Source organism: Pseudomonas sp. UC 17F4 (genome assembly GCF_900101695.1).
In the GTDB taxonomy this organism is placed as follows: domain Bacteria; phylum Pseudomonadota; class Gammaproteobacteria; order Pseudomonadales; family Pseudomonadaceae; genus Aquipseudomonas.
Window position 1 is genome coordinate 3323542 of the sequence record NZ_FNKV01000001.1, and the last position, 26550, is coordinate 3350091.

Genomic DNA, 26550 nt, shown 5'->3' on the forward strand with positions numbered 1-26550 from the left:
GGACTGATCCCTTAACCGCGCGGTGCCGAGGCACTGGCGAGTTTTACGCTGGGGGTGGCCACTGTTTTGCCCTGGATACTGGCTTCGAGCGCCTGACGTTGTTGGGCGAGGGCGGCGATGGTCGCGTCACTGGCCATTGGCGTGTCCTGCGGGTCGACTGGCGAGCCCGGGCGTACCCGTTGCAGGCCCTTGACGACAATGCGGTCATCCTTGCTCAGGCCGTTGCGCACGATGCGCAGGCCTTCGAGTTTCGGCCCCAGCTCGACGGCGCGGTAGGCGGCCTTGTTGTCCTTGTCCATGACCAGCACGAACTTCTTGCCAAGGTCGGTACCGACCGCTTCGTCGTTGATCAGCACCGCCGAGTAGGTGGCGCTGCCGACCAGTTTCAGGCGTGCGTACAGGCCCGGGGTGAACTGCCCGTCGCGGTTGTCGAACACCGCACGGCCACGGATGGTGCCGGTCTTGGGGTTGACCTGGTTGTCGACGAAGTTCATCTGGCCCAGGTGCGGGTTGCCGTTTTCGTTGGACAGGCCCAGGTACACCGGGGTGCTCTGGCCACGTTGGCCGTCGCGCGCCAGCTGGGTGTACTTGAGGTACACGCGCTCGTCGGCGTCGAAGTAGGCGTAGACCTTGTCGGTGGAGACCACGCTGGTCAGCGGCGTGACGTCAGCCGTGACGATGTTGCCGGCGGTGAATTGCGCGCGGCTGACCCGGCCGCTGATCGGCGCGGTGACGCGGGTGAAGCTTAAGTTCAGGCGCGCCAGGTCCAGTTGCGCCTGGATCGCGGCGACACCGGCGCGGGCTTCGGCAGCGGCACTGGTGCGCGACTCGGCAAGCTCGGCGGAAATCGCGTTGCTGCTGCGCAGGCGCTCGCCGCGCTGGGCTTCGTTTTCGCTGCGGATGGCGGTGGCGCGGGCTTGTTGCAGTTGGGCTTCGAGGCGGCGGACCTCAGCCTGGAACGGACGCGGGTCGATCTGGAACAGCAGATCGCCTTTTTTCACCTGGGCGCCTTCGGTGAAGGCCACCTGGTCGATCTGCCCGGAGACGCGCGGACGCACCTCGACGGTTTCCGGCGCCTCCAGGCGGCCGGTGAACTCGTCCCATTCGTTGATTGGTTGTTCCAGCACCTTGGCCACGCTGACCTTGGCCGCCGCCGGCGCCTGCACGGCCTCCGGGGTGCGACCGCAGGCACTCATCACCAATACAGCCAATAGAGCAAGGGGGTAACGCAAAGGTTTGAGTGACTGTTCCATGGGGAGTCCGCCAATTTATTGATAGTGGGCGGATTCTGCGATTTGAAACTATCAACGACGAATCGAATGGGGCGAAGGTTATTATCATTGGGAATGATATGAGGGCATCTGGCCTCATCGCGGGTCAAGCCCGCTCCTACAGGTCTGCATCAATCCTGTGGGAGCGGCGGTGCGACGACTCGACTTGACCCGCGATTGAAATTACAGCGACCGCAAAAACGCCCGCAACGCCCGGCGGTCATCGGCCACCAGCGCCTTGAAGCGCTCGCGCGCCACTTGCGCTTCCCCGCCATGCCACAACACCGCCTCCTCAAGCGTACGCGCCCGGCCATCATGCAGGTACCCGGCACCGGGGTTGATCCGTTCGAGCAACCCCAGGCCCCACAGTGGCGGGGTGCGCCACTCGCGGCCGGTGGCCAGGTAATCGTCACGGCCATCGGCCAGGTCCGGGCCCATGTCATGCAGCAACAGGTCGCTGTAAGGCTCGATCTGCCGCGCTGACAACAGCGGGTAGAGCGGATGCTGCCCCGTGCTCAGGCGCGGGCGGTGGCATTGGGCGCAGCCAGCCTGGCTGAACAACTGTTCGCCACGCTGCACCTCGGGCTTGCTCCGGTCGCGGCGCGGCGGTGGCGCCAGGTGGGCCAGGTAGAAGTGCAGGTCGCCCAGTTGCACGGCATCGAGCTCCGGTTCGCCGCCGCTGGCAGCCTGGCGACAGGCCGCTTGCAACGGCGTGCAGTTTTGTTGGGGATACAGTGGCGAAGTGATCCCCAGGTCACCGTGCATGGCGCCGGCAATCTGCTGACGCAGGTCCGGCTGGTTGGCTTTGAGGCCAAAGCGCCCGGGCTCAAGGCGCTGGCGTTCGACGCTCCATACCTGGTTGACGCGGCCCTTGACGCCATCGGGCTTGGGCGCGTCGGCCAGTGCCTGCAGGGTGCTGGCCTCGATGGCTTCGAGCAGGCCCAGGCCGAACACCGGCGAGCCGACCCGCATCGAGGTGCGCACGTTACCCAACGGGCCGTAGGCCAGTTCGCTGAAGCTCAGGCGCGGCGAACGCAGGCCGATGCGTTCGCCATCGGTCAGGGTGACCCATTGCTCTTGCCAGCGCACTTGCGCCCGACCTTCAGCGGCCACGCCGGGAACAGCCGATTCGCTGAGCTGATCACCATAGACCGGATGCGCCAGCGGTCCGCCGTGGGCATCGTGCCCGGGTAGCGACAGGCGCACCAGCATCGTGCGCAGCGGTTGCTGTTCACTGGCAGGTGCCTGCCCGCGACCATTCTTGGGGTGGCAGGCAATGCAGCTGATGCGGTTGTACAGCGGCCCCAGGCCATCGACCGCTTCGTCCCGCGAAGGCGCCACCACCCAGGCCTGGCGGAACAGGCTGCGGCCGTGAAAGAAACGCTCCAGTTGCTGCGCATCGTCCAGCCCCGGCAAGGGCTGGGCGAAGGCTTCACGGCTGACGGCGGCGCTGGCGGGCGTGCTCAGCAGCGTGGCGAGCAGCAAGCAGATAGCGCGCTTCACAGGCCCATGGCCGATAGCAGGCGCTCGGCTTGCGCCTGTTGCCGGGCGCTATGGAACTGCCAGGCGATTTCCTCGCGGCCGAGGGCATCCTGGTCGCTCGCGGGCTGGCGCTGCATGCCATGGTCCTGGCGCTGGGCAAACAGTGCCAGCAACGGCGCCGACGCCGCTTGCTCTTCGTCGATCGGCGGCACGCTGAGAAACTCGCGCACCGCGGTCAGGTCGCGGCCCTGGGCTTCACCGGCATGCACCCGCGCCCACAACACGGCGAGGCGTTCATGGGGTTGGCCGAGCCATTGCTCGAACAGCGAGGTGATCAGCGCCAGGCGTTCGCGCGAGCTGTCGTCGGTGTAGGCATAGGCGCCCTGGCGGGCGGCGGCGAAGGGGTCGTGATAGCCCGCCGGCAAGTCGGCATAAATGCTGGGGCGCACCGGCAACTTGCGAATGTCCGGGTCGGCCAGCAGGCGTTGCCCTTCAGGCGACAACACGAAGCGCACGAAGGCCCGCGCTCCCTCGACCTGCCTGGCCTGGCGAGGGATGGCGATATGCGCCGGGTTGAGCCCGCCGTGGGCCGGGTAGACAAACTCGACCGCTTCGCCGTTACTCACCGCCGAAGCCACGAAAAAGTCGATCGACACACCCACTGCCGAACGCCCGCTGGCGACCTCGTCACTGACCAGGGTGCCGCCGCGACTGACCAGCCGCGATTGCCCGGCGAGCTCGCTCCACAGCGCCCAGCCTTGATCCCAGCCGTAGGCCTGCAAAACGATATCCAGCAGCACTGGGGCAAAGCCGACGCGCGCAGGGTCGGGCAAGGCGACGCGCCCGCGCAGGCGGGCATCGAGCAGGTCCGGCCAGTCTTGCGGGGCAGGCATGTTCAGCTTGGCCAGTTCTTCCGGGTTAATGGCAAAGCCATAACCGGCAAGCTCCGTGGCCTGGTAGCGCGCCGCGCGATCGCGCAGGGCGATGCCGCCAATGCGCGGCGGCAAACCGTCCAGCTCGACCCCTAGCGGCTGCCAGCCGGCGTCCTGGGCCAGACGCTTGAAGTTGCCCGGTGACGGCGCCCAGTAGACATCGACCCCGCCCTGGTCGGCCTGGCGCAGATAGGGCAGGGCATCGAAGCCCTGGCGCCAGAGGATCTGCAGGCGGTAATCGGGGTTGGCGCGCTCGAAGGCCTCTTCGAAGCGCGTCATCATCTCCTCGGGGTAGCTGGTCAACACCACCACCGGCTGCGGCGCGCCCGCCCGGGCACTGGCTGCGCCCAGCAGCAGCGCCAGCAGCCAGGCCTTAGAGCGGCACATTGAACTGTACGAAGTAGCTGCGGCCAATTTCCGGGTACCCCTCGCTGTATTCATAAAGGCGATCGAACAGGTTGCGGATGCCCGCTTCGATGCGCACGTCATTGCTCAAGCGATAGCCGCTTTTGAGGTTGTACACCGCGTAGCCGCCGCTCATCTGGCTGCCATCGGACATGTTGTAACGCCGCGAAGCGGCTTCGACGCTGGCGGTGTGGCGCCAGGCGTCGAGGTTCAGGTTGGCCGAGGCGAACAGGTTGTGGCGCGGTGTATCGATCGGGCGCAGCTCGGGATTGCTGCGGTTTTCACGATCGAGGTAGGTGTAGCTGGTGTTGAATTCCCAGTTGCCCAGATCGCCGCGCAGGCCCAGTTCGACACCCTGGTTACGCGCCTTGGCGATGTTCTGGTATTGGCCGCACGGCGCTGCGCAACCGGCGACCGGGGCGACGGTGACCTGCTGGATGGAGTCTTCGATGTTGCTGACGAACAGCGCCGTGTCGAGGGTCCATTGGCGGCTGATCGCGCCGCTGTAGCCCAGCTCGTAGTGGGTGGCGCGTTCGGACTTCAGATCGGGGCTGGGGATCACCGTGCCAAAGCGGGTCGAGTAGCGGTCCTTGATGGTTGCAAAGCGGCTCTTGCGCGCCACGGTCAGGCGCACCTGGCCGTTGTGGTCGATGCCCAGCAAGGGGCCTGTGTTGATGAACAGGCCCAACTGGCTGTTGACCGCATCGTCGCTGCCGGTCGGCTCGTCATACAGGGTCTTGACCCGGGGCGAGGCGGCGCTGGTACCGAAGTTTTCGGCCTCAAGGCTCTTGCGGTAGTTGTACGACACCCCGCCGACCACGCTGAAGATGTCGTTCAGGCGCAGGGTATCTTCCAGGGCGATGGACTGGGTCTGGTCGCGAAAGTGGGTTTGCGGGTCGCTGCCATCGCGCGAGCGGTGCACATCTTCCTTGAAGTGATAACCGATGCCCAGGCGGTTGCCGGTGCTCAGGGCCAGGTCGCCCTCGACCGAGAAACCGGTGGACTCGTCATCGTATTTGCTCGGGAACCCCGGCTGCATCGCGCCATGGATACCGTTGTTGTAGACAAAGCTTTCCAGCGAGTTCTTGAAGGTGTCGCGGAACACCCGGGTCTTCAGGCCGTGCTCGCCGAAGCGGGTGTTGGTGGCCAGGAACAGGCTGGTCTTGTCCCACTGCGGCCACTCCCACCAGCGCTTGCGCTGGCCGCTGGCGGGCAGGTCGCCGGCGTAGGGCGGCTGGCCCTTGCGGCCTTCCTGCTGGACATAACCGAGCACGTACTCGTCGGTATCGTTGGGGGTGAAGCCGAGCTTGAAGCTGAACTTGCCGTCGCGCTTGTTACTGTTTTCCCGACGGCCCTTGCCTTGCTGGTTGTTGGTTGGCTCGAAGTCGTCGGGCAGCATCGTGTAGTCATAGTCGACATACGATACGCCACCCTGCATCCACCAGTTGCCCTGGTTGGAACCCAGGTTGGCGTAGCTGCGATAGGCGTTGACGTTGCCGTGGTCGGTCAGCTCCAGGCCGCCACCGACTTCACCTTCGAAGGTTTCGGTGGGCCGCCGGGTGATCAGGTTGATCGCCCCGCCCAGGGTATTGGGGCCGTACAGCAGCGAGGCGAAACCCTTGGCCACTTCGATGCGCGACAGGTCGTAGGTGGTGAAACGTCCCAGGTCGATGTTGCCGTCATAGGGCACATAGGTGGGAATGCCGTCGATATACACCGGCACCTGCAGGCGGTCAAAACCGCGCACGTACACCACCTGCTCGGCGCGCCCGCCCATGTAGGCGAGGTTCACCCCAGGCGCCAGGGCCAGGGCGCGGTCGACGGTCTCGCGGTCATGCAGGCGCATGTCTTCGAGCTCGACGACGCTGCTGCCGGTGGCGAGCGCCTCATCCTGCGGGGCCCAAATCTGGATTTCACCGAGGCTGAAGGTTTTCTTCTGCTCGGCCACGGCAGCCTCGGCGCTGATGGCGGCCAGGGCGAGCAGCAGGGTACGGGGGGCGAACGGGGTCATGACGCTCCTTGGTCGGTATCGTTATATATTATTTTATATAGCGCGTGGCGCAAAACGACCGACAGCTCCCTCCCCGGAGCCGTCTGATCGCATCGATCAAGCGGGTACGCGCAACGGCAGAACGCCGCCGATACTAGAGCCAGGCGAGCAAATTGACAACGCTATATAAGAATATATATAGCGTATGGCTTACAGAGGGGCGAGGGTTTGTACGAAAAGTCGCCGAGCGGCGATCAGGCAAGGCGAGAACAGGCGAGGAACGGCCGGGGTCGCGCACGACTTTACGAGTTGTAAATGAGCATTCCGAGCCTGTTCTCAACGCCGCATGATCGTCGCGCAGGCACTTTTCGTACAAAGCCTAGCGTTTGCATTCGGCCAACACCACCTTGCAGGTCCTGGGCTGGCCGCCGGAGCGCCCGGCGTAGCGGATGCAGTTGTTCATGGATTTCTGCCGGGCGATCTGCAAGGTCGGGCCCCACGCCAGGCCACCTTCGCCGGCTGTGGGCACGGCTTTGGCGTGGCAGTTGGAACCGGCATTGGCGGCCAGGTATTTGGCCTTGGGTTTGCTCGAGCAACCGGCCGTGAGTGCCAGGCAGAGGGCGAGCAGGCAGGTGGTGAAGAGGGTAGTGTTCATGTCAGAGGCAGTCCGGATCGCCGAAGGGGGCTGTGCCCGGGTTGGCTACCGGTCAACTCAATTATAGGTTCTTGGCGCAAACCGGGGAAATTGATCCTTGGGTTTGGACGTTGGGGCAGCGGGCTTATCCCAACCCCAACCGCACTCACGCCTGCAACGCCAACTGCATCCCCGCAAGCTTGATGCAGGTCTCCTCGTATTCACTGGCCGGGTCCGAGCAAGGCACGATGCCGCAACCGGCGAACAGACGGGCCTGCTCGCCGTTCAACAGCGCCGAGCGCAGGCCGACGATGAATTCGCCGTTGCCCCGCGCGTCCAGCCAGCCCAGGGGCGCGGCGTACCAGCCGCGGTCAAAACCTTCGCAGTGGCGAATATGCGCCATGGCCTGCTGGCGCTCGTGGCCGCCGACGGCGGGTGTCGGGTGCAGGGCTTCGACCACTTGCAGCAGGCTTGTTTGCGGGCGCAGGCGACCTTCGATCACTGTACTCAGGTGCTGGACCCGACTCAGGCGTTGCACCGACGGGGTCGCCGGTACCTGCAACTGGCTTGCCCATGGCGCCAGGCCGCTTTCGATGATCTGCACCACCAGTGCATGTTCGTGGCGGTTTTTCTCGCAGTCCAGCAGCGCCTGTGCCAGTTGCGCGTCTTGTTGCGGGTCGGGGTCGCGGCGGCTGGTGCCGGCCAGCGCCAGGGTCTGCAGGCGGCCGCCGTCGAGCTTGACCAGGCGTTCCGGCGAGGCGCCGATAAAGCAGCTTTGCTGGCGGCGAAAGGCGAACAGGTAGGCCGCCGGATCGTTGCTGGCCAGGCGCGCCAGGGTGCGTCCCGGGCTGACGGCCCGGGAAAACTCGCTGAGCACTTCGCGCGCCAGCACCACCTTTTTCATCGAGGTATCGCGCAGCGCGTCCAGGGCCTGGACGATTTTGCTCTCCCAGCAGGCGCGCGGCAGGCTCTGGTCGCGGCGGTGCTGCGCGGGCGGCGTGACAACCGGCGCCGACAGGTAGCGATCCATCAGCCCGTGCCACTCATTGAGCACCTGCTCGCAGCGGCTTTGGGCAGTGTCCGCAGGGCCGACCAACTGCTGGCACAGCAGCCAGCAGGCGTCGGCGTCGCGTATCAGCAGCAAGGTCATCAGTCGCATCGAGGCGTCGCCAAAACCCTGCCAGGCGCTGCTGGCCTGGACCTGGTGGTCGAAGCGAAACCCCCCGCACAGCAGCGGCGGCTGCGGGCCGTGGATCACCGCGCTGCGCAGCCAGTGCTGCCACTGCTGGTCAACGCTGGCGAAACGCTGCTCGCCAGCACCGCTCAGCTCTGCAGCCACGCCCCAGCCGAACAGGCTCCTGCCGCCATCGGCGGCGCGCCAGAACACGGCCTCGGCGCAGGGCTGGTCGACCCGGCAAAACAGCTCCAGCAGGTCCACCGCATCGATCGCCAGGGCGTAACTGGCCAGCACCGGCTCAGCTTGCAGCACCGCGCGCTGGCGGGCCTGCTCGAACACCTGGGTCAGCTCGCCGAGGTGCTCTTCCAGTCGGGTCAGGGCTTTCATGCGGGCACCCTCATGCTGCGCCAGTGCACGACTTGCTGGGCGATGTACCAATGAATGATCTGGGCAAACAGGGTTTCGACAAAGTGTGCATCGAGCCCGGCGTCCTCGGCCCACTGGCGCCGTTGCGGGAGCATCTGGGCGACGCGCTCGGGCGCGGCGATGCTGTTTTCGGTCGGTTTGAAGCGGGCGGCGGCTTTGACGTAAGCCATGCGTTGGCGCATGAGTTCGATGATCTGGTGGTCCAGTGAATCGATGGCGATCCGGATGTCCGGCAGGCCTTCACAAGCGTCAGGGGATTTCATCAGAGGGCTTCCTCAAGGGCAGGTGATGTCAGCGGGCGACGGCCGAGCAGGCTGGCCGCCAGGGCATCGAGCAGCGCCTGGCGCTGCTCGATGAGGTAGAAGTGCTCGCCCTGCCAGCGCTGCAGGTGCAGTGGCTGGAGGCTGGCGGCTTGCCAGGCCAGGGCTTCGTCAAGGTCGAACTCCGGGTCCTGCTCGGGGTAGAACACGGTGATGCGGCTGTTGAGCGGCTGCGGCGCGGCGCGGCTGTAGGTTTCGACGATCTGGTAGTCATGGCGCAGGCTGGGCAGGAACATCTGGCACAGGGCCGGGTCTTCGAGCAGCGGGTTGGGCCGGCTCGACAGCCGCCGCACATCGTCGAGCAGGGCCTGGTCGGGGCCGCTGTGCAACTGCCCGCCACGCTGGCACTGCGGCGCCGGGTGGGCGGAGACGAACAACTGCTCGACGGCGATTGTCTGCTGCGCCAGGCGCACCGCCACTTCATAGGCGACCACCGCGCCGAGGCTGTGGCCGAACAGCGCCAGCGGCCGGTCGGCATAGCCACGCAGCGCAACGCTCGCGGCCTCGGCCAGGCTGGGCATGTCGCTCAGGCAGGCTTCGCCGAAGCGGTCTTCACGGCCCGGGTACTGGATGGCCAACAGGTCGATATCGGCGGGCAGGGCGCTGGCCCAGTCGCGGAAAAAACTCGCACTGCCGCCGGCATGGGCAAAGCACACCAGGCGCCAGCGCGGCATCGGCGTCAATCGATAGGGGCGCACCCAGCGCTCGCCCTGGGACAACAGTCCGGCCATCACGAGGCGACGCTCCCACAGTTGGCATCGAGCCAGGCCTGGCGCAGGGTTGCGCGCAGGTCCTTGCGGCTGACCTTGCCGACCCCGGTCTGCGGGAACTGCGCCACGAACTCGATGCGGTCTGGCACCTTGAACGCGGCCAGGCCCTGGCTGCGCAGGTGCTGCTTGAGGCCAAACGCCGAGGGCGCCGGATCGCGGGCGACGATAAAGGCGCAGGTGGACTCGCCCAGCACCGCGTCGGGCATCGCCACCAGCGCCGCGTCATGCACCTGGGGATGGTTGATCAGCAGGTTTTCCACTTCTTCGGCGGCGACCTTTTCGCCGCCGCGGTTGATCTGGTCCTTGTCCCGCCCCTCGACTACCAGGTAACCCTCGGCGGTGCGCCGCACGCGGTCGCCGCTGCAATAGAAACCATCAGCAGTGAAGGCCTTGGCGTTGTGTTCGGGCAGCCGGTAGTAGCCGCGAATGGTGTAGGGGCCGCGCACTTGCAGCTCGCCGACTACACCGTCGGGTACAGGCTGGCCCTGTTCGTCGACGATGCGCAGCTCGTCATCGGCGCACAGTGGCCGGCCCTGGGTGTGCAGAAGCAACTCCTCGCGATCGTCTAGGCGGGTGTAGCAGAGCAGCCCCTCGGCCATGCCCAGCACTTGTTGCAAGGTGCAGCCGAGCACCGGTTTGACCCGCGCCGCAGCAGTGCTGAGCAGCTTCGCGCCGCCGACCTGGAGCAGTCGCAAGCTCGACAGATCGGCCTGGCGCTGGGCCTGGGCGTCGAGCCAGAGCATGGCCAGCGGCGGCACCAGGGCGGTGACGGTGACCCGCTCGGCGCTGATCAGGGCAAAGCAGGTGTCCGGGTCGGGGCGGCGGCTGCACACCACCCGGCCACCGGCGAGCAAGGTGCCGATCACCCCGGGGCAGCAGAGGGTGAAGTTGTGCGCCATGGGCAGCGCGGCAAGGTACACGGTCTGCGCGTCGAGCCCGCAGACCGCGCTGCTGGCGCGCACGTTGTAGAGATATTCGGCGTGCCGGCGCGGAATCAGCTTGGGCGTGCCGGTGGTCCCCCCCGACAACTGGAAGCAGGCCACCGCCTCGGGATCGCCGGCGTCCTGCTCCATTGCTTCGCCGCCGTACAGCGTGCCGAGGGCAATGAACTCTTCGGCGTCACCGTCGATCAGCACATGCCGCAGGTGCGGGTTGGCAGTGCGCAACTGGCGCGCCATCTGCCGGCAGTCGAAACCTTCGAGCTGATCGCAGCCGATGTAGGCCGTGGCCTGGGCGAAGCTGCAGAAGCCGCCGATCTCGTGCTGACGATGAGCGGGCAGGGCCAGGATCGGCCGCGCGCCGAGGCGAAACAGGGCAAAGCACACTTCGACAAAGGCGCTGCCATTGGGCAGGTGCACCACCACGTTGTCACCGGCTTTGAGGCCAAGGGCACGCAAGCCGCCGGCCAGGCGCTGGCAGCGTTCTGCCAGGCTGGCGTAGCTCAAATGCAGGGCGCCGTCGCTGATGGCGATCGCAGCCGGGTTGCGGGCCGCGGCGGTGTCGAGGGCCTGGGCAAAGGTCTGCGCCTGCCAGTAGCCGGCCTGGCGGTAGCGCCGGGCAAAGGCCGGCGGCCAGTCGGGAGCGTCGCCTACGGCATCTGGCAGGGGCGTCGAAGTGTTCAAGGACATGAAATCTCCTATTTGTAGAAATAATTGGCTACAAATGGCTTAATGAGATCTATTATCATTATCCTTCGCCGAGCGCTTCTCAACGCCAAGGCTTTCGGTGCCGCGACTTTTTCATTAGATGAAATACGCAGTGGCTTCAAACAGGGAGGTTGAGGGTTTACAAACCTCCCGTTATTTCAGGTCAGGCCCCACGTAATGGCCTCAGGAAAAGGGAAAACCCAATGACTATTACGATCATCGCCCCCACTCACCCAGAGAAGCAGGCCGAACCCAAGGGCAACCAGCCCGGGACGGTCTACCTGGAACCGCACATGACCCTGGTTACCGGCACCCTCTGGTCCGAGAGCGAGGCCTGGGTCGAAGACCCGCTGGAGCGCGGTCTGAAGCTGATCCTGGTGCAGAGCGGCGAGTTGTCCTGCCGGATTCCGGGGCACGCCGAGCAATCGATCCGCGGCCCGAGCCTGTGCACCATCGTCAATGACGGCGAGTTCACCTCGTCGCAGATCTACGGCACCTCGACGCCGTTGCGCTACACCATCGTCCAGCTCGACCTGGAGTCGCTCGACCGCCACCTGGGCATGGCCCCGCGCAAGCTGCTGGCGGCCAGGGGCGGCGACCCCTACATGATGGTGCGCCCGGCGCCGCGGGCAATGCAGGCCCTGGCCACGCAGATCGCCACCTGCCCGATGCAGGGCCCGAGCCGCTCGCTGTACCTGGGTGGCAAGGCCCTCGAGCTGACCGCGCTCAGTGCCCAGTTTTTACTGGATGAACGCGCCCAGCCAGAGCAGAAACTGCGCATCACCGCCTCGGATGTCGAGCGCGTGCACGCCGCCCGTGACCTGCTGGTGCGCTCGCTGCTCGAGCCGCCGAGCCTCAATGCCCTGGCCGCCCATGTCGGCATGAGCCCGCGCAAGCTCACCGCAGGCTTTCGCAAAGTGTTTGGCACCAGTGTGTTCGGCTACCTGCACGAGCATCGCCTGAGCGAAGCGCACCGCATGCTCAGTGATGAAGAGAGCAACGTTTCGACCGTCGCCTATGGCGTGGGCTACAGCCCGGCGCATTTTTCCATTGCCTTTCGCAAACGCTACGGCGTATCGCCCAGCGAGATCCGCTGACGCGCGCTGACTCTGAATCGAATAAAAAGGCCTGTGCATCTAAAGCCTTGAGCGCTTCCTGAAAACCCGCCTGCGATAAAGTCTCATTTGATAATGGCTTGCATCTTGGTGAGCCACGCAGACTTTATTCTTACGGGCTACAGGAAGCTTTTCATGCGCGAGCTGACCACAGCAGACACCCCCTCGGCCAACCCGTTGCGCCTCTGGCTGATCGAACACCTCGCCCAGTTGCTGGGCGCCTCGGTGGCTGAAATCGACAGCCTGGGCGACGAGCAGAACCTGCTCGGCTGCGGGCTTGATTCGATCCGCCTGATGTACCTGCAAGAGCGCCTGCGCAGCCACGGCCTGCAGGTCGAGTTTGCCCAGCTGAGCGCTGAACCGAGCGTGGCCGCCTGGCTGGCGCTGCTGCACGGGCAAACCTTGCAACCTGCGCTGGCGCCTGGCGTTGCACCGGTATCAGCTGACGAGCAGCACTTCGAGCTCAGCGCCGTGCAGCAAGCCTATTGGCTGGGCCGGGGCGCCGCCGAAGTGCTGGGTAATATCAGTTGTCACGCCTGGCTCGAGTTCGACTGCCAGAGCATCGACCCGCAGCGCCTTGAAGCGGCGGTGAACCTGGTGCAACGTCGCCACCCGATGCTGCGCGCCCGTTTCAACGACGGCCAGCAACAGATCCTGGCGGCGCCGACCGCGCAGGTCTTCGACCACCAGGACTGGCGTCAGCAGTCGCCCCATGACGCGCAGCAGGCCTGGGCTGAACTGCGCCGCTGGCGCTCGCACCAGTGCCTGGCGGTGGAGGCGGGGCAGGTGATGCTGGTGGGCCTGGTGCAACTGCCGGGTGGCCGCGACCGGGTCTGGCTGAGTGTCGACCTGCTGGCCGCCGACGTAGAAAGCCTGCGCCTGCTGATGGCCGAACTGGGCCAGGCTTACCAAACGCCGGCGTTGCTGCCGGCGCCGCCGGCCCTGCACTTTGCCGACTACCTGAGCCGCCGCCAGCAACGGCGCGCCGAGGCTTACGGCCGCGACCGCGAGTACTGGTGCCAGCGCCTGGCGCAATTGCCCGATGGCCCGGCGCTGGCGCTGGCCTGCGCCCCCGAGTCAATCCGCGAACCGCGTTTCAGTCGCCAGGCGTTTGTCTTAAGCGCCGCTGAAGCCGAGCGTTTGCAGCGCCAGGCCAGCGACTATGGCCTGACCTTGTCCTGTGTGTTCGCCACTGCTTTCAACGCAGTGCTGGCGCGCTGGAGCGGGCAGTCGAAGTTCTTGCTCAACGTGCCGTTGTTCGACCGCCATGATGACCATCCGGACATCGACCGGGCGATCGCCGACTTCACCACCTTGCTGCTGGTGGAATGCCAGGACGCGCCGCAGTTGCCCTTCGCCGAGGCGGTGCGCGAGTTTCAGCGCAGCCTGCACGGCGCCATCGACCGTTCGGCCTTTGCGGCCCTGGAAGTGTTGCGCGAAGGCCGTCGCCAGGGCCATCCGCGCTCAGCGCCGGTGGTGTTTTCCAGCAACCTCAACGAGACGGGGTTTGTTCCGGCAAGCTTTCGCCAGGTGTTTGGCGACCTCGACGACATGCTTTCGCAAACCCCGCAAGTATGGCTCGACCACCAGCTGTACCGGGTTGACGACGGCCTGTTGCTGGCCTGGGACAGCATCAGCGAACTGTTCGCCGAGGGTGTGCTGGCGGCGATGTTCCAGGCCTACATCGAATTGCTGCAGCGCCTTGCCGACAGTGACTGGAGCCTGCCGCAACCGGTGCTCCTGCCGCTGGCGCAACAGGCCCGGCGCGAGCGCCAGAACAGCGTACCGGCGCTGGCCCCGGGGCGCGGCCTGCTGGACGACTTTTTCCGCCACGCCAGCCAGCGCCCGGATGACCTGGCGCTGATCTGTGGCGCCCAGCGTTGCAGCTACGGCGAACTGGCCACGCGCGCGCTGCGGGTGGCTGCCGGCTTGCTGGAGGCCGGCATGCGCCAGGGCGAGGCGGTGGAAGTCTGCCTGCCGCGCGGGCTCGGGCAGATCGTCGCGGTGTTCGGCGTGCTCGCGGCAGGCGGCTGCTATGTACCGGTCGACACTGCGCAACCGCCAGCGCGCCGTAGCCTGATCGAATCGGCGGCGGGCATCAGCCTGGTGATTGCGGAGCAAGCAGCAACGCCCACGGCGCATAGCCCGTCATTGCGCTGGCTCAACCTGGCGCAGCTGGAACAGTGCGCAGCATTGGCAGCGCCGCGGGCGGTGGCGGCGCAGGCCAGTGCCTATGTGATCTACACCTCCGGCTCCACCGGCGTGCCCAAGGGCGTCGAGGTCAGCCATGGCGCGGCGATCAATACCATCGACGCGCTGCAGGCCGAACTTGGCATCGACCGCGACGACTGCCTGCTGGCAGTGTCGGCGCTGGATTTCGACCTGTCGGTGTTCGACCTGTTCGGGGTGCTGGGGCAGGGCGCGCGCCTGGTGTTGCTGGAGCCCGAAGAAACCCGCGATGCGGCGCGCTGGGCGCAGTTGATTGCCGAGCACCGGGTGAGCCTGTGGAACTCGGCGCCGGCGTTGCTGGAAATGGCCCTGGGCATTGCCGCCAGCGACTGCCACTACCAGAGCCTGCGGGCGGTGTTGCTGTCCGGCGACTGGATCGCCCTGGACCTTGCCGCGCGCCTGCGCCGGCATGCCACGGCGCAGTGCCGGGTGTATGGCCTGGGCGGGGCCACCGAGGCCGGGATCTGGTCGAACCTGCACAGCATCGACGAGGTGCCGGGTCATTGGACCTCGATCCCCTATGGCAAACCTCTGGCCGGCCAGGCCTATCGGGTGGTCGACGACAGCGGCCGCGATGTGCCCGAGCAGGTGGTCGGGCAATTGCTGATCGGCGGCGCCAGCCTTGCCCGTGGTTATCGCAACGACCCGCAATTGACTGCCGAGCGTTTTCGCAGCGACGAGCGCGGGCGTTGGTACCACACCGGCGATCGCGGGCGTTTCTGGGGCGACGGCACCATTGAGTTTCTCGGCCGTATCGACCAGCAGGTCAAGGTGCGTGGGCAACGCATCGAACTGGGCGAGATCGAGGCGGCGCTGAGTGCCCATCCTTTGATCGACAACGCCTGCGCGGCGGTGCTGCCAGGCACGGTGGCCAGCCTTGGCGCGGTGCTGGTGAGCAGCCCGGCGCCGGTGACTGTGGCCACGGATGCCCTGCAAGGCGGCTCAATGCTGGACGACACCCTGCAAGCTGAAGCACGGGTTAGCGCCGAGCTGCTGCAACGCCTGCTCAATGGCCAAGCGTTGCCGGCGCTGGCGCTGCTGGACACCTGGCGCCAGTGGTTGGGCGAACACCCCACCCAAGCCATGAGCCTCGGTGATGCCCTGGCGCGACTGGGCTGGCGCGAGGCCGACCTGCAGGCCATGGTCGCTTCGCTGCAGTCGCTGTTGGCGGTCGAGGGTGGCGCTGCCCAGGTGCTGTTCGATCCGCTGCTGGCGCCCCAGGCCATGGCCCTTAACCTGCCGGCCGGGCGCCAGTTGCTCGATGCCATGAGCCAGGCGCTGCAGCAGCAGTGCAGCGCCCAGGCCGGGCCGTTGAGGGTCGCGGTGCTGGACGTGCGCGGTGGCCAGTTGCTGGTTCAATGGCTCGACCACCTCGGCCAGCGCGAGCTGCAATTGACCCTGTTCGACACCAGCCCCGGCCTCTTGGCCGCCTCTGCCGGCAAGCGCCCGGGCGTTGCCAGCCAACTGCTGGTGGATGGCCTGCTGCCCGTCGAGCAGTGCGCGCAGTACGACCTGGTGATCAGCTTCGCCGCCTTGCACAGCTATGCGCAGCCGGCTGACTGCCTGAACCTGGCCCAGGCGCTGCTCAAGCCGGGCGGGCGCCTGCTGCTCGCCGAGCTGTTGCGTGACTCGCCGCTGAGGCTGGTCAGCGCAGCACTGCTCGACAGCCGCAGGCCAGTGCTGCCTGACCCTGCGCAGATCGCCCAGCTGCTTGGCCGCAGTGGCTTTGCCGAGCTGCATAGCCTGTGGCAGAACCCGGCGATGCTGTTACTCAGCGCCACCGCCACGGCCGATGCCCTGAGCGCCGACAGTCTGCAGCACTGGCTGCAACAACGCCTGCCGCAAGCGATGCGCCCTGAACACCTGTGGTATCTGCCGCGCCTGGTGCTCAATGCCAATGCCAAGATCGACCGCAAGCGCCTGCAAGCCTGCATGACGCAAGCGTTGCAGCGTCAACAACCGGCCAGCAGCGAGGAGGGCGAGCTCAATCCTGCACTGCAACCCCTGGCCGGGTGCTGGGAGGCGGTGCTCGGACGCCCGGTGCGCAGCGCCCAGGGCAGTTTTTTCAGCCTCGGCGGCGACAGCCTGCTGGCGACCCGGCTGCTGGCCAGCGTGCGCGAGCATCTGGGCATCAGCCTGCGCATGAGTGACTTCTACCTGCAGCCAACCTTGGCCGGCATGGCCGCCCTATTGGCCAGCAGCGCCAGCGTCGAGGAGGGCGTGCTATGAGCCTGAATGACCTGTTGCACATCTGCCGTGAGCGCCAGATCGAACTCTGGGCTACTGAAGGCCAGTTGCATTTTCGTGCGCCGCAAGGGGCGCTGGACCCGGCCCTGGCCGAACGTATCCGCGCCCAGCGCGAGGCGCTGATGGATCATCTGTTGCCGCGTTCGCAGTGGCGCTCGCAACCTGAACAGGCGCTGCAGCCCTTTGCCCTGAGCGCGGTACAGGGCGCCTACGTGCTGGGGCGCAATCCGGCCTTCGACTATGGCGGCAATGCCTGCCACTTGTATGTTGAATACCCCTGGCCGGCCACTGTCGACAGCGAGCAACTGAACCAGGCCTGGAACGCCCTGGTGCAGCGCCACCCGATGCTGCGCGCGGTGGTGCAAGACAACAGCCGTCAGTGCGTGCAGGCCCAGGTGCCTTGGCAATGCCTGCCGTTGCATGACCTGCGCCAGGCTTCGGCGCAAGCCTTCGATGCGCACCTGCAGCAGGTACGCGAGCGCCTCGATCATGCCTGCCATGCCCTCGACCAGTGGCCGGTCCTGCTGCCGGAACTGAGCCAGGGCGCCGATCGCGCGGTTCTGCATTGCTCGGTGGATTTCACCCTCATCGACTACGCCAGCTTGCAACTGCTGCTGGTAGAGCTGAGCCAGCGCTACCTGGAGCCAAACCGGCACTGGCCGGTGCTGGAGGCGACCTTTCGCGACTACCTGCAGCATGAACAACAGAGCCGTGAAAGCGCCGCCTGGCAGAGCGACAAGGCCTGGTGGCTGGCGCGCCTGGAGAGCCTGCCGGGGCGACCGGACCTGCCCCTGAGCGATGACGCCGGGATCACCTCGCGGCGTTTTCAGCACCACCATGCCAGCTTGAGCGTGGCCCAGTGGAATGCGCTCTGCGCCCTGGCCAGCGCCCAGGGTTTGAGTGCGGCGGGGGTGACCCTGGCGGCGTTCGCCGAGGTCATCGGGCGCTGGAGCCAGAGCGCTGACTTTTGCCTCAACCTCACCGTCCTCAACCGCCCGGACCTGCACCCGCAACTGGGCCAGGTGCTGGGCGACTTCACCGCCTTGAGCCTGTTGCAGGTGAATGGCGCCAGTGGCGCCAACTTCGTCCAGCGGGCACGGCGCATCGGCGCGCAGCTGTTCGACGACCTCGACCACAGCCGCTTTACCGGGGTCGAGGTGTTGCGCGAACTGGCACGGGTCCAGGGCCGTGGCGCCGACCTGATGCCGGTGGTGTTCACCAGCGGCATCGGCAGCGTCGAGCGCCTGCTGGGGGATAGCGGGCGCTTGTTGCAGCCGCCAAGCTACATGATCAGCCAGACCCCCCAGGTGTGGATCGATTGCCAGGTCAGCGACCAGTACGGCGGTTTGCAGATCGGCTGGGACGTGCGCGTCGGCGTCCTGCCAGACGGCATGGCGGCGCAGATGTTCGAGGCCTATGTCGCGTTGCTGCAGCGCCTGTCTGCGGATGCACAGCTTTGGCAGCAGCGCGGCGATATCGTCTTGGCGCAGCAGCGGGTCGCGCATCTGTCGGCGGTGAAAGCCGAGGATCGCAACATCGCCAGCGGCTTTGCCGGTCAGGCGTTGCGCAGCCCGGATGCGCCGGTGATCAGCGATCGCGACGGCGTTTACAGCTATCGCCAGGTCGCCCGGCACGCCGACGCCGTGCGCGCGGCGCTGGAGGCCCTTGATGTTGCCCCCGGGGCGCGGGTGGCGGTGATGTTGCCCAAGAGCGCCTGGCAACTGATGGCCGTGCTCGGCATCAACCAGATGGGCGCAGCCTATGTGCCCATCGACATCCGCCAACCGGCCCTGCGCCGCGAAGCCATTTTGCGCGATGCCGGAATTGCTGCGCTCATCTGCCTGGAAACCGAAGCCTTGCCTGCAGGCCTTGCGCTGCCGCGCATTGCCATCGACAGCCTCACGGCCGCCAGCCACTGGCCGCCGCGCGAACCGCTGGCGGTGCAGGCTGGCGACCTGGCCTACATCATCTACACCTCCGGCTCCACCGGCACGCCCAAGGGCGTGATGCTCAGTCATGGCGCGGTGGTCAACACCCTCGACGACATCAACCAGCGCTACGGCGTCAATGCCCGGGACCGGGTGCTGGGGCTGGCGGAGCTGAGTTTCGACCTGTCGGTGTACGACTTCTTCGGTGCCACCGCGGTGGGTGCGCAGGTGGTACTGCCAGACCCCGAACGTGGCGCCGATCCCTCGCACTGGGCGCAACTGATGGCCGAGTACGGTGTGACCCTGTGGAACTCGGTGCCGGCCCAGGGGCAGATGCTGATCGATTACCTGGAAAGCGAACCGGCAGCCATTCCCGGGCCGCGTTGCGTGATGTGGTCTGGCGACTGGATTCCCACCACCTTGCCAACCCGCTGGTGGCAGCGCTGGCCCGACAGCCAGCTGTTCAGCCTCGGCGGTGCGACCGAGGCGGCGATCTGGTCGGTGGAGCACCCGATTCGCCCCGCCGACACGGCCTTGCCGAGCATCCCCTACGGCCTCGCCCTCAACGGCCAGACCCTGGAAGTGCTCGACAGCCTCGGCAGGCAATGCCCGCCGGGGGGTCGCGGCGAGATTCATATCGGCGGCCTGGGCCTGGCATTGGGCTACGCCGAAGATCCGCAACGTACCGCCGAGCGCTTCATCACCCATGCCAGCGGCCGGCGCTTGTACCGCACCGGCGACCTCGGCCGCTACCTGGACGAGGACGGCCTGATCGAGTTCCTCGGGCGCCAGGACGATCAGGTGAAAATCCGCGGCCATCGCATCGAGCTTGCGGAGATCGACGCTGCCTGGCTCGCTCATCCACAGATCGCCGCCAGCACCACGGTACTGGTGGGCGAGCGTCACGAGCGTTCGCTGTGCAGCTTTGTCACTGCACAAACTTCGGCTAACGATCCACAACGGGTTGGCGAGGAATTGGCCGAGGTTATGGCCAAGGCGCGTGACACTCTGGAACAGGCCGATTTCGGCCCGCGTGAAGAAATTCAGGCCGCCCTGGCGGCGCTGGACCGGGCGGCCGATGCCTCGCTGCTGCACTGGCTGGCCAGCAGCGGCCTGCTCGCAGCGGGCGAGGAGGTGGCCTTTGCCCCGCTGTGCCAGGCGCTCGAGCTTGAAACCGGTCAGCAGCGGCTGCTGCAGCATTGGCTGATGCTGTTGACCGACAGCGGCTATCTGCAACGTGCGGGTGCAGGCTGGCGCTGCCTGGTAGACCCCGGCGCGTTCGATCAGGCCCAGGCCTGGGCGCGTTTCGCCCAATTGGCCCCGGCGCCGTTGTGGCCGGTGGAACTGGTCGACTACCTGCGTGGCAGCGCCATGCGCCTGGCCAAGCAGCTGGATGGGCGGCTGAGCCCGGCCAGCCTGATGTTCCCCGAGGGCTCGGCGCATATTGCCGAGGCCATGTACAGCCGTGGCCTGCATGCCCAGGTGCTGCACCAGGCCATGGCCGAGGCGGTCAGGGCGATTGTTGCCCGTGAAGGCCAGCGCAACTGGCGCATTCTTGAAGTCGGCGCCGGCACCGCTGCCGCCAGTGCCTCGGTCATTGCCGCGCTGGCGCCTTTGGCGGCAGCCGGGGTGCAGATCGACTACCTGTTCTCGGATGTCTCCAGCTACTTCCTCAATGCTGCCCGGGAGCGCTTTGCCGAGTACCCGTGGGTGCGCTTCATGCATTTCGACATGAACAAACCCGCCTGCGAGCAGGGCCTGCAGCCAGGCTCGGTGGACCTGCTGCTCAGTTCCGGGGCCTTGAACAATGCCCTCGACACCCCGTGCTTGCTGGCCGGCCTGCGCCAGCTGTTGCAGGCCGATGCCTGGCTGGTGATCCAGGAGCTGACCCGCGAGCACCGGGAAATCAGCATCAGCCAGAGCCTGATGATGGAAACGCCGCAAGACCTGCGGGCGAGCACCGGGCAATTGTTCGTGCACCGCCAGCAGTGGCTGGACTGGCTCAACGCTCAGGCCGGCGACCATGCCCAGGCCCTGGGGTCAGCGGACAGCGTATTGTCGTTGCTGGGCTATGACCTGCTGGTGGCACGGATGAAAACCGACCGGCCCGTGCTCGCCAGCAACGACCTGCTGGCGTTTATCGCCGAGCGCGTGCCGCGCTACATGGTGCCGGCCCAGGTGCGGGTGCTGGACGCGCTGCCGGTCACCGCCAACGGCAAGATCGACCGCCGCGCCCTGACCCATCAGGCCCAGCAGCGCCAGCTGGAGCCGGTGCGCCAGGTGCGCAGCGAGGTCAGCGATGAGTTGGTCCAGCGCCTGATCGGGCACTGGCAGCGGGTGCTCGACTGCAACGAGCTGTCGGCCGATCAGGACTTCTTCGCCGCCGGTGGCGACTCGCTGCTGATCGCCCAGTTGATCGCCGGCCTGCGCGAGCAGGAAGCGCTGGCCCGTCCACACCCCTTCGATCGCCTGTTGCGCTGGGCCCTCAGCCAGCCGACCCCGGCCGGCCTTGCCCAGCGTTTGCGTAGTGAGTCAGGGGCTGAGGCGCCGGCCGCTGAACAGCCGGCAACGCCTGTTTTACAAGCCACCCGCGCGCCGCTGGCCGGGCGCGTACGGGTCGACGCCTTGAGTGAGCTGGCCGCAGGCGAGGGCATTGCCCGGGTGCTGGTGCATGAAGGCCTCGGCACGCTGTTGCCGTATCGCCGGCTGATTCCCGAGCTTGCCGGCAGCGGCCCGCTGCTGGGGCTGGCGGTACACGACAGCGAGGCCTACCTGCGCCTGGCGCCGCAGCATGTCAATGCCACCCTCGGCAAGCGTTATGCCCAGGCCCTGTGGGACAGCGGCCGGCGCAGCTTCGATCTGCTGGGCTACTGCTCCGGCGGGCTGGTGACCCTGGAACTGGCCAAGGCGCTGCTGCAACTGGGCGCCGAGGTGCGCCGGGTGGACATTGTCTCCAGCTACCGCATCCCGTATCGGCTGGATGACGAGTTGCTGATCCTCTACAGCTTTGCCGCCACCCTCGGCCTCGACCCGCAGGCACTCGGCTTGCCGTCGGCCGAGCAGTTGCAGGCGGCCCTGGCGCCGCTGCTGCAGGCATCCGTGCAACACCTGCCGGCGGGCAGCTTGAGCGCAGCCTTGCCGGCCTTCGACGTTGCCCAGCTCAAGGCCCGGGTGCTGAGCGCCGCCAGCGGCATCGCCGATGAACAGCTGTACCGGGTGTTTGCCCATTCGGTACGGGCCAGCCACTACAGCGACAGTGCGCCGTACATCGGTGCCGTGCGCCTGTTCGTGCCCAGTGTCGGCAACCCCTTGATCGCCAATCACCAGGCCAGCCTGCAGGCCTGGTGGCAGGCCGCGTCGCTGGCGCCGCTCAGTGTGCAGACCCTGCGCGGCAATCACTTCGATTGCCTGAACGCCGGGCTCAGTCGTTACTTGCTGGAGGAACAGCGCCCATGAACACTCCCGTCAAAACCCTGGTAGTGGGTTCCCGATTCGGCCAGTTCTACGCCGCCGGTGTCGCCGCTGCCGAGCACCTGCAACTGGTCGGCGTGCTGGGCCAGGGCAGTCGCCGTTCACAGGCCCTGGCCCGGCATCTTCGTGTACCGTGTTTCGCGGCCCTCGAACAGCTGCCCGACGACACCCGCCTGGCCTGCGTGGCGGTGGGCGGCGCGGCGCGCGGCGAGCAGGGCCCGGCCCTGGCGCAAGCGTTGATGGCGCGCGGTATCGATGTGTTGATCGAACACCCGCTGTTGCCACAGGAACTGCACGAGCTGTTGCGCTGCGCGGCACGCTTGCAGCGCCGTTGCCTGCTCAACAGTTTTTACCCGCAGTTGCCGTGGGTGGCGCGCTTCATCGAGCTGGGCCGGCAGTTGCATCGTCAGCAGGGCATCCGCCATATCGAGGCCAGTTGTGCGGTGCAGGTCAGCTACGCCACCCTCGACATCCTGGCGGCGCTGTTGGAGTCGGTGGGGCCGTGGTCGCTGGACAACCTGGCACCGGCGCTGTCGCCGTGGCGCGATGTCAGCCTGGTGATGGCCGAGGTGCCGGTGTCGTTACGGGTGCTCAACGAACTGGCGGCAGCCGATGACGGGCGCATGCAGATGCTCCAGCGCATCAGCCTGGCCACCGACAGCGGTACCTTGCTGCTGGCCTCATCGCACGGGCCGCTGCTGTGGATGCCAGCGGTGCGCGCGCCGCGCGAGGACGAGGACGGCCTGTTTGTGCTGAGCGGCGGCGCCTTGCCATGTGCCGAAGTGCTGATGGACGCCGCCACGGACTGGGGCCAGGTCTATCGGCAGGTCTGGCCACAGGCTGCGGCCAGGGCCTTGGAGCCGTTGCTCGACGGTGCAGGCCTAGTGCGCCGGCAACAGCGCAGCCTGGAAGTGGTCGCGCTGTGGCAGCAGGTGACAGCCGCCCTCGGCTTTGCGCAAACGCCCGCACAGGCCTTGCCGGCAGCCACCCTGGCGCAGGCGCTGGAGGGGTGCCAATGAACCTGCTCGGGCCTGAACTGCAGGCACTGCTGCGCCCGTTCCGGGTGCGTTTGTGCCTGGCGGTGGTGGTGCAGGCCATATCCGGGGTCAGCTCGCTGTTGCCGCTGATTGCCCTGGCGCACCTGGCCGACAGCCTGCAACAGGCGCCGCCGCTGGCGCCCGGGGTGATGAACTGGGTGCTGCTGGCGGTGCTCGGCTCGGCCCTGTGGCTGTGTGGCCAGACCCTGGCCCTGCACCTCACCCACGGTGTCGATGCCGACCTGTGCGAGCGTTTGCGCGTGCGCCTGGCCGAGCATCTGCAACGCTTGCCGCTGGGCTGGTTCGCCCGGCTCGGGCCCGAGGGCGTGACCCGCTATGCCGAGCAGGACGTACGTGCATTGCACCAGTTGGTCGGCCATGCGCCGGCCGATCTGGTCAACCTGCTGCTGATCCCCCTGGCCACCTTCGGCTACCTGCTGTGGAGCGACAGCGCCCTGGCGCTGTGGTGCCTGCTGCCATTGGCACTGGGGGTGCTGGGGTACTGGCGGCTGGGCTCGGCGCACTACCGCGAAGATGTCGAGCAGCGCAATGCGGCGGTGCAGCAGTTGTTCAGCGACTACAGCCAGTTCGCCGCCAACTTGCGCCTGGTGCGCCAGTTCCCGGGGGCCGGCGTGCAGCGCAGCCTGCAGCAGGCGGTACAGCGTTTTGATCAGCGTTTCAGCCACTGGGTGAGCCGCGCCGGTCAACTGGCGGCGTTGGTCCAGGTGCTGCTCAGTGCGCCCTGGCTGCTGGCCTGGGTGGTGCTTGGCGCGTTGCTGCCGGGGCTCAGCGAGGTCGGCGCGGCGCAGTTGTGCGCCTTTGTGTTGCTGGTCCGGGCCATGGCCGCGCCGGTGCTGGCCATGGGGCACGGCCTCGATGCCCTCAATAGCGCGCGGGTCAGTGCGCAGCGCTTGCAGGCAGTGTTGAGCACGCCGCCGCTGGCTGAGCCCGACGCGCCGCAAGCGCCCAGGGACGCCAGCGTGGAAATGCGCGAGGTGTCCTTCGCCCATGGCGAGGTGCCGGTATTGTCAGCGATCAACCTGCGCCTGGAGCCAGGCACCACCACGGCCCTGGTGGGGCCGTCGGGGGCGGGCAAAAGTACCCTGGCCGGTTTGATTGCGCGGTTCATGGACGTCGACAGCGGCCAAGTGCTGGTCGGCGGGGTGGATGTTCGGCAGATCGCCAGCGCGCAACTGCAACGGCATCTGGCATTGGTGTTCCAGCACGCCGGAGTGCTGCGCCTGTCGCTGGCGCAGAACATCGCCCTGTACCAGCCCGACGCCAGCCTCGAGCAGATTCGCGAGGCTGCACGGGCGGCCTGCCTCGACAGCCGGATCATGGCGCTGGCCAAGGGCTACGCGAGCATAGCCGGTGACGATGTGCAGCTATCCGGCGGCGAGCTGCAACGTCTGGCCATTGCCCGGGCGCTACTGTCGAGTGCGCCGATCATGCTCCTCGACGAGCCGACCTCGGCCACCGATCCGCACACCGAGCGGGCCTTGCGCATGGCCCTGCACGAGGGCGCGGCCGGGCGTACGCGGTTGATCGTTGCCCACCGCTTGCAGAGCATCTGCCATGCCGAGCAGATCCTGGTGTTGAACCAGGGCCGGATTGTTCAGCGTGGCAGTCATCAGCAGTTGCTGGCCATGGACGGCCTTTACCGTCAGTTGTGGCGTGAACAAATGTCCGATGCCGAGCAAATGGAGCCTGTGTCATGAGTGTTTTTTCGTCCTTGCGCCAGTTGCCGCAGCGCACCTGGCAAGCCCTGCGCGCGGCGCTGATATGGATGGTGCTGGCCGCGGTGCTTGATGGTCTGGCGGGGCTGGCACTGGTGCCGCTGGTGCTGGCCTGGTTCGACCGCGCAGGCGCCGATGTGCTGCAGCCGGTGGGGCTGCTGCTGGGCCTGACGCTGCTGCAGGCCCTGGTCAGCTACATCGCCCAGCGGCGTGGTTACCTCGCTGGGGCAGGGCTGGCAGCGGGGCTGGTGTCGCGCTTGCTGGAGCATTTGCCACGGCTGGCGCGGGGCCGCCAGCGCCATCTCGACGACCTGGTGCGCGGGCCGGTGTTCAGCAGCATGAGTATCCCGGCGCACCTGTTGGCGCCGTTGATTACCGCGTTGGTGACGCCAACGGTGGTGGTCCTTGGCTTGTTCGCCCTGGCGCCATCCGTGGCGCTGGCGTTGGCCGTGGCCTACCTGCCGTTGTTCGGCCTGCTGCGCTGGGCCGGGCGGCGCAGCCTGGACCTTGAGCAACAGCGCCAGACGGTTGATCGGCATGCCGGGCAACTGCTGCAAACTTTCGCCGAACAACAGGCGCTGATGCGTAGCAGCGCCGTTGCCAGCCAGGGCCAGGTGGCCCTGCGCGAGGCCCTGCAGCAGCAACATCAGGCGACCCGTTCGCTCAACCGCCAGGCATTGCCCGCCAGCCTGGGCTTTGCCAGCGCAGTGCAACTGGTGTTTTCGGCGCTGCTGGTCGGCGGCGTGCTGGCGGTCGCCGCCGGGCATTTGCCGGGGGCGCTGCTGGTGGCGGTGCTGGTATTGCTGGTGCGCTTTGTCGAGCCGCTGTCACAACTGGCGCAATTGGACCAGGCCCTGCGCATGGCCTGGCAGGCCTTGGCACAGGTGCTGGGGGTATTGGCGCAACCGATCCTGCACAGCCCGCAACCCGGCTTGCAACCCCTGGACGCCAGCCTGCAGGGCCAGGGCCTGAGCAGCTACGGCGAACATGGCGAGCACCTGCTCAAGGACCTCGACCTGTACTGCGCGTCTGGTACCTTCACGGCCATTGTCGGGCCGTCGGGCGCCGGTAAAAGTACGCTGCTGGCGTTGCTGGGGCGGGGCATGGATGCCCAGGCCGGCGAAGTGCGTCTGGGCCAGGTGGACATCCGCCAGTTGAGCGAGCAAACCCTTGCCGCGCACTTGACCCAGGTGTTCCAGGACAGCGGCCTGTTCGCCGGCAGCCTGCTATGGAATGTCAGCATGGCGCGGCCACAGGCAACGCCTGGGCAATTGCAGCAGGCCGCTGAAGCAGCGGCGCTGGATGAGGTGATCGCCAGCCTGGCCGAGGGCTGGCACAGCGAGGTCGGCCCGGGCGGCGCCTTGCTCTCCGGTGGCCAGCGCCAGCGCGTAGGGCTGGCGCGAGCGCTGCTGTCGCCGGCGCCGATCCTGTTGCTCGACGAGCCCACTGCCAGCCTCGATGCGCGCAGCGAGGCGCGGGTCAATCGCAGCCTGCGGGCATTGCGCGGCCGGCGCACGCTGGTGTTGGTGTCGCACAACCCGGCGCTGGTGCGCGACGCCGATCAGATCCTGGTGCTGGAGGCCGGGCGCCTGAGCGGCAGCGGCAGTCATGAGCAACTGCTGGCCACCCACCCGTGGTATGCGCAGTTCGTCGAGCAGCACGGTGTCGTCGATTGAATGCACCGGTGCCGGGCATCAATTGAAAAAGTCCCTAAATCGAAAAGTTCGCCCACTC

The 26550-nt window shown here is 66.9% G+C and carries 15 protein-coding genes; 6 read left to right on the top strand and 9 right to left on the bottom strand.

Going from position 1 to position 26550, the window contains the following annotated elements:
- Nucleotides 1-11 precede the first annotated feature (11 nt).
- From mexE to BLR26_RS15305, 9 genes are all read right to left on the bottom strand, one after another.
- Nucleotides 12-1253, bottom strand: coding sequence for a multidrug efflux RND transporter periplasmic adaptor subunit MexE (gene mexE / locus BLR26_RS15265; protein WP_093381986.1), 1242 nt, complete (start codon nt 1251-1253; stop codon nt 12-14).
- Between the two features lie 201 nt (nt 1254-1454).
- The gene (locus BLR26_RS15270) at nt 1455-2774 is read right to left on the bottom strand and encodes a di-heme oxidoreductase family protein (protein WP_093381989.1); all 1320 of its coding nucleotides are present in this window, start codon (nt 2772-2774) and stop codon (nt 1455-1457) included.
- Entirely contained in the window at nt 2771-4072 is a 1302-nt protein-coding gene (locus BLR26_RS15275) for an ABC transporter substrate-binding protein (RefSeq protein ID WP_093381991.1), read from the bottom strand. Before BLR26_RS15275 ends, BLR26_RS15270 begins: the two co-directional genes overlap by 4 nt.
- Nucleotides 4059-6101 (bottom strand): TonB-dependent receptor plug domain-containing protein, encoded by a 2043-nt coding sequence (locus BLR26_RS15280; protein ID WP_093381993.1) that lies wholly within the window; start codon nt 6099-6101, stop codon nt 4059-4061. Before BLR26_RS15280 ends, BLR26_RS15275 begins: the two co-directional genes overlap by 14 nt.
- 358 nt (nt 6102-6459) lie before the next feature.
- Nucleotides 6460-6735, bottom strand: a complete 276-nt coding sequence (locus tag BLR26_RS15285) for a hypothetical protein (protein WP_093381997.1) — start codon at nt 6733-6735, stop codon at nt 6460-6462.
- Nucleotides 6736-6880: 145 nt separating this feature from the next.
- Nucleotides 6881-8278: an isochorismate synthase gene (locus BLR26_RS15290; protein ID WP_093382000.1), complete on the bottom strand. Its 1398-nt coding sequence runs from the start codon at nt 8276-8278 to the stop codon at nt 6881-6883.
- On the bottom strand, nt 8275-8580 hold the full coding sequence (locus BLR26_RS15295) for an isochorismate lyase (protein ID WP_045198124.1): 306 nt from the start codon (nt 8578-8580) through the stop codon (nt 8275-8277). Before BLR26_RS15295 ends, BLR26_RS15290 begins: the two co-directional genes overlap by 4 nt.
- Nucleotides 8580-9368 carry a thioesterase II family protein gene (locus tag BLR26_RS15300; protein WP_176794248.1) on the bottom strand — a complete coding sequence of 263 codons (789 nt, stop codon included), beginning with the start codon at nt 9366-9368 and terminating at the stop codon, nt 8580-8582. Before BLR26_RS15300 ends, BLR26_RS15295 begins: the two co-directional genes overlap by 1 nt.
- On the bottom strand, nt 9368-11035 hold the full coding sequence (locus tag BLR26_RS15305) for a (2,3-dihydroxybenzoyl)adenylate synthase (protein ID WP_093382003.1): 1668 nt from the start codon (nt 11033-11035) through the stop codon (nt 9368-9370). Before BLR26_RS15305 ends, BLR26_RS15300 begins: the two co-directional genes overlap by 1 nt.
- A gap of 221 nt (nt 11036-11256) precedes the next feature.
- On the opposite strand from BLR26_RS15305, the gene BLR26_RS15310 reads away from it, so the two are divergent.
- From BLR26_RS15310 to BLR26_RS15335, 6 genes are all read left to right on the top strand, one after another.
- On the top strand, nt 11257-12150 hold the full coding sequence (locus BLR26_RS15310) for a helix-turn-helix transcriptional regulator (protein WP_045198130.1): 894 nt from the start codon (nt 11257-11259) through the stop codon (nt 12148-12150).
- A gap of 153 nt (nt 12151-12303) precedes the next feature.
- Complete coding sequence (locus tag BLR26_RS15315; RefSeq protein ID WP_093382006.1) at nt 12304-16626, top strand: non-ribosomal peptide synthetase; 4323 nt, start codon at nt 12304-12306, stop codon at nt 16624-16626.
- Nucleotides 16623-22028: a non-ribosomal peptide synthetase gene (locus tag BLR26_RS15320; protein ID WP_093382008.1), complete on the top strand. Its 5406-nt coding sequence runs from the start codon at nt 16623-16625 to the stop codon at nt 22026-22028. The genes BLR26_RS15315 and BLR26_RS15320 overlap by 4 nt, the downstream gene beginning before the upstream one ends.
- The gene (locus BLR26_RS15325; protein WP_093382011.1) at nt 22025-23062 is read left to right on the top strand and encodes a Gfo/Idh/MocA family oxidoreductase; all 1038 of its coding nucleotides are present in this window, start codon (nt 22025-22027) and stop codon (nt 23060-23062) included. Before BLR26_RS15320 ends, BLR26_RS15325 begins: the two co-directional genes overlap by 4 nt.
- Nucleotides 23059-24798, top strand: a complete 1740-nt coding sequence (locus tag BLR26_RS15330) for an ABC transporter ATP-binding protein (RefSeq protein ID WP_093382015.1) — start codon at nt 23059-23061, stop codon at nt 24796-24798. Before BLR26_RS15325 ends, BLR26_RS15330 begins: the two co-directional genes overlap by 4 nt.
- Entirely contained in the window at nt 24795-26492 is a 1698-nt protein-coding gene (locus tag BLR26_RS15335) for an ABC transporter ATP-binding protein (protein ID WP_093382017.1), read from the top strand. The genes BLR26_RS15330 and BLR26_RS15335 overlap by 4 nt, the downstream gene beginning before the upstream one ends.
- Nucleotides 26493-26550 lie beyond the last annotated feature (58 nt).

What these genes read in the sequence shown, in the direction of transcription:
- BLR26_RS15325 (WP_093382011.1), top strand. Translation starts at nt 22,025, where the DNA reads ATGAACACTCCCGTCAAAACCCTGGTAGTGGGTTCCCGATTCGGCCAG.
- BLR26_RS15305 (WP_093382003.1), bottom strand. Translation starts at nt 11,035, where the DNA reads ATGTCCTTGAACACTTCGACGCCCCTGCCAGATGCCGTAGGCGACGCT.
- BLR26_RS15290 (WP_093382000.1), bottom strand. Translation starts at nt 8,278, where the DNA reads ATGAAAGCCCTGACCCGACTGGAAGAGCACCTCGGCGAGCTGACCCAG.
- BLR26_RS15310 (WP_045198130.1), top strand. Translation starts at nt 11,257, where the DNA reads ATGACTATTACGATCATCGCCCCCACTCACCCAGAGAAGCAGGCCGAA.
- BLR26_RS15275 (WP_093381991.1), bottom strand. Translation starts at nt 4,072, where the DNA reads ATGTGCCGCTCTAAGGCCTGGCTGCTGGCGCTGCTGCTGGGCGCAGCC.
- BLR26_RS15320 (WP_093382008.1), top strand. Translation starts at nt 16,623, where the DNA reads ATGAGCCTGAATGACCTGTTGCACATCTGCCGTGAGCGCCAGATCGAA.
- BLR26_RS15300 (WP_176794248.1), bottom strand. Translation starts at nt 9,368, where the DNA reads ATGGCCGGACTGTTGTCCCAGGGCGAGCGCTGGGTGCGCCCCTATCGA.
- BLR26_RS15330 (WP_093382015.1), top strand. Translation starts at nt 23,059, where the DNA reads ATGAACCTGCTCGGGCCTGAACTGCAGGCACTGCTGCGCCCGTTCCGG.
- BLR26_RS15315 (WP_093382006.1), top strand. Translation starts at nt 12,304, where the DNA reads ATGCGCGAGCTGACCACAGCAGACACCCCCTCGGCCAACCCGTTGCGC.
- BLR26_RS15295 (WP_045198124.1), bottom strand. Translation starts at nt 8,580, where the DNA reads ATGAAATCCCCTGACGCTTGTGAAGGCCTGCCGGACATCCGGATCGCC.
- BLR26_RS15335 (WP_093382017.1), top strand. Translation starts at nt 24,795, where the DNA reads ATGAGTGTTTTTTCGTCCTTGCGCCAGTTGCCGCAGCGCACCTGGCAA.
- BLR26_RS15285 (WP_093381997.1), bottom strand. Translation starts at nt 6,735, where the DNA reads ATGAACACTACCCTCTTCACCACCTGCCTGCTCGCCCTCTGCCTGGCA.
- mexE (WP_093381986.1), bottom strand. Translation starts at nt 1,253, where the DNA reads ATGGAACAGTCACTCAAACCTTTGCGTTACCCCCTTGCTCTATTGGCT.
- BLR26_RS15280 (WP_093381993.1), bottom strand. Translation starts at nt 6,101, where the DNA reads ATGACCCCGTTCGCCCCCCGTACCCTGCTGCTCGCCCTGGCCGCCATC.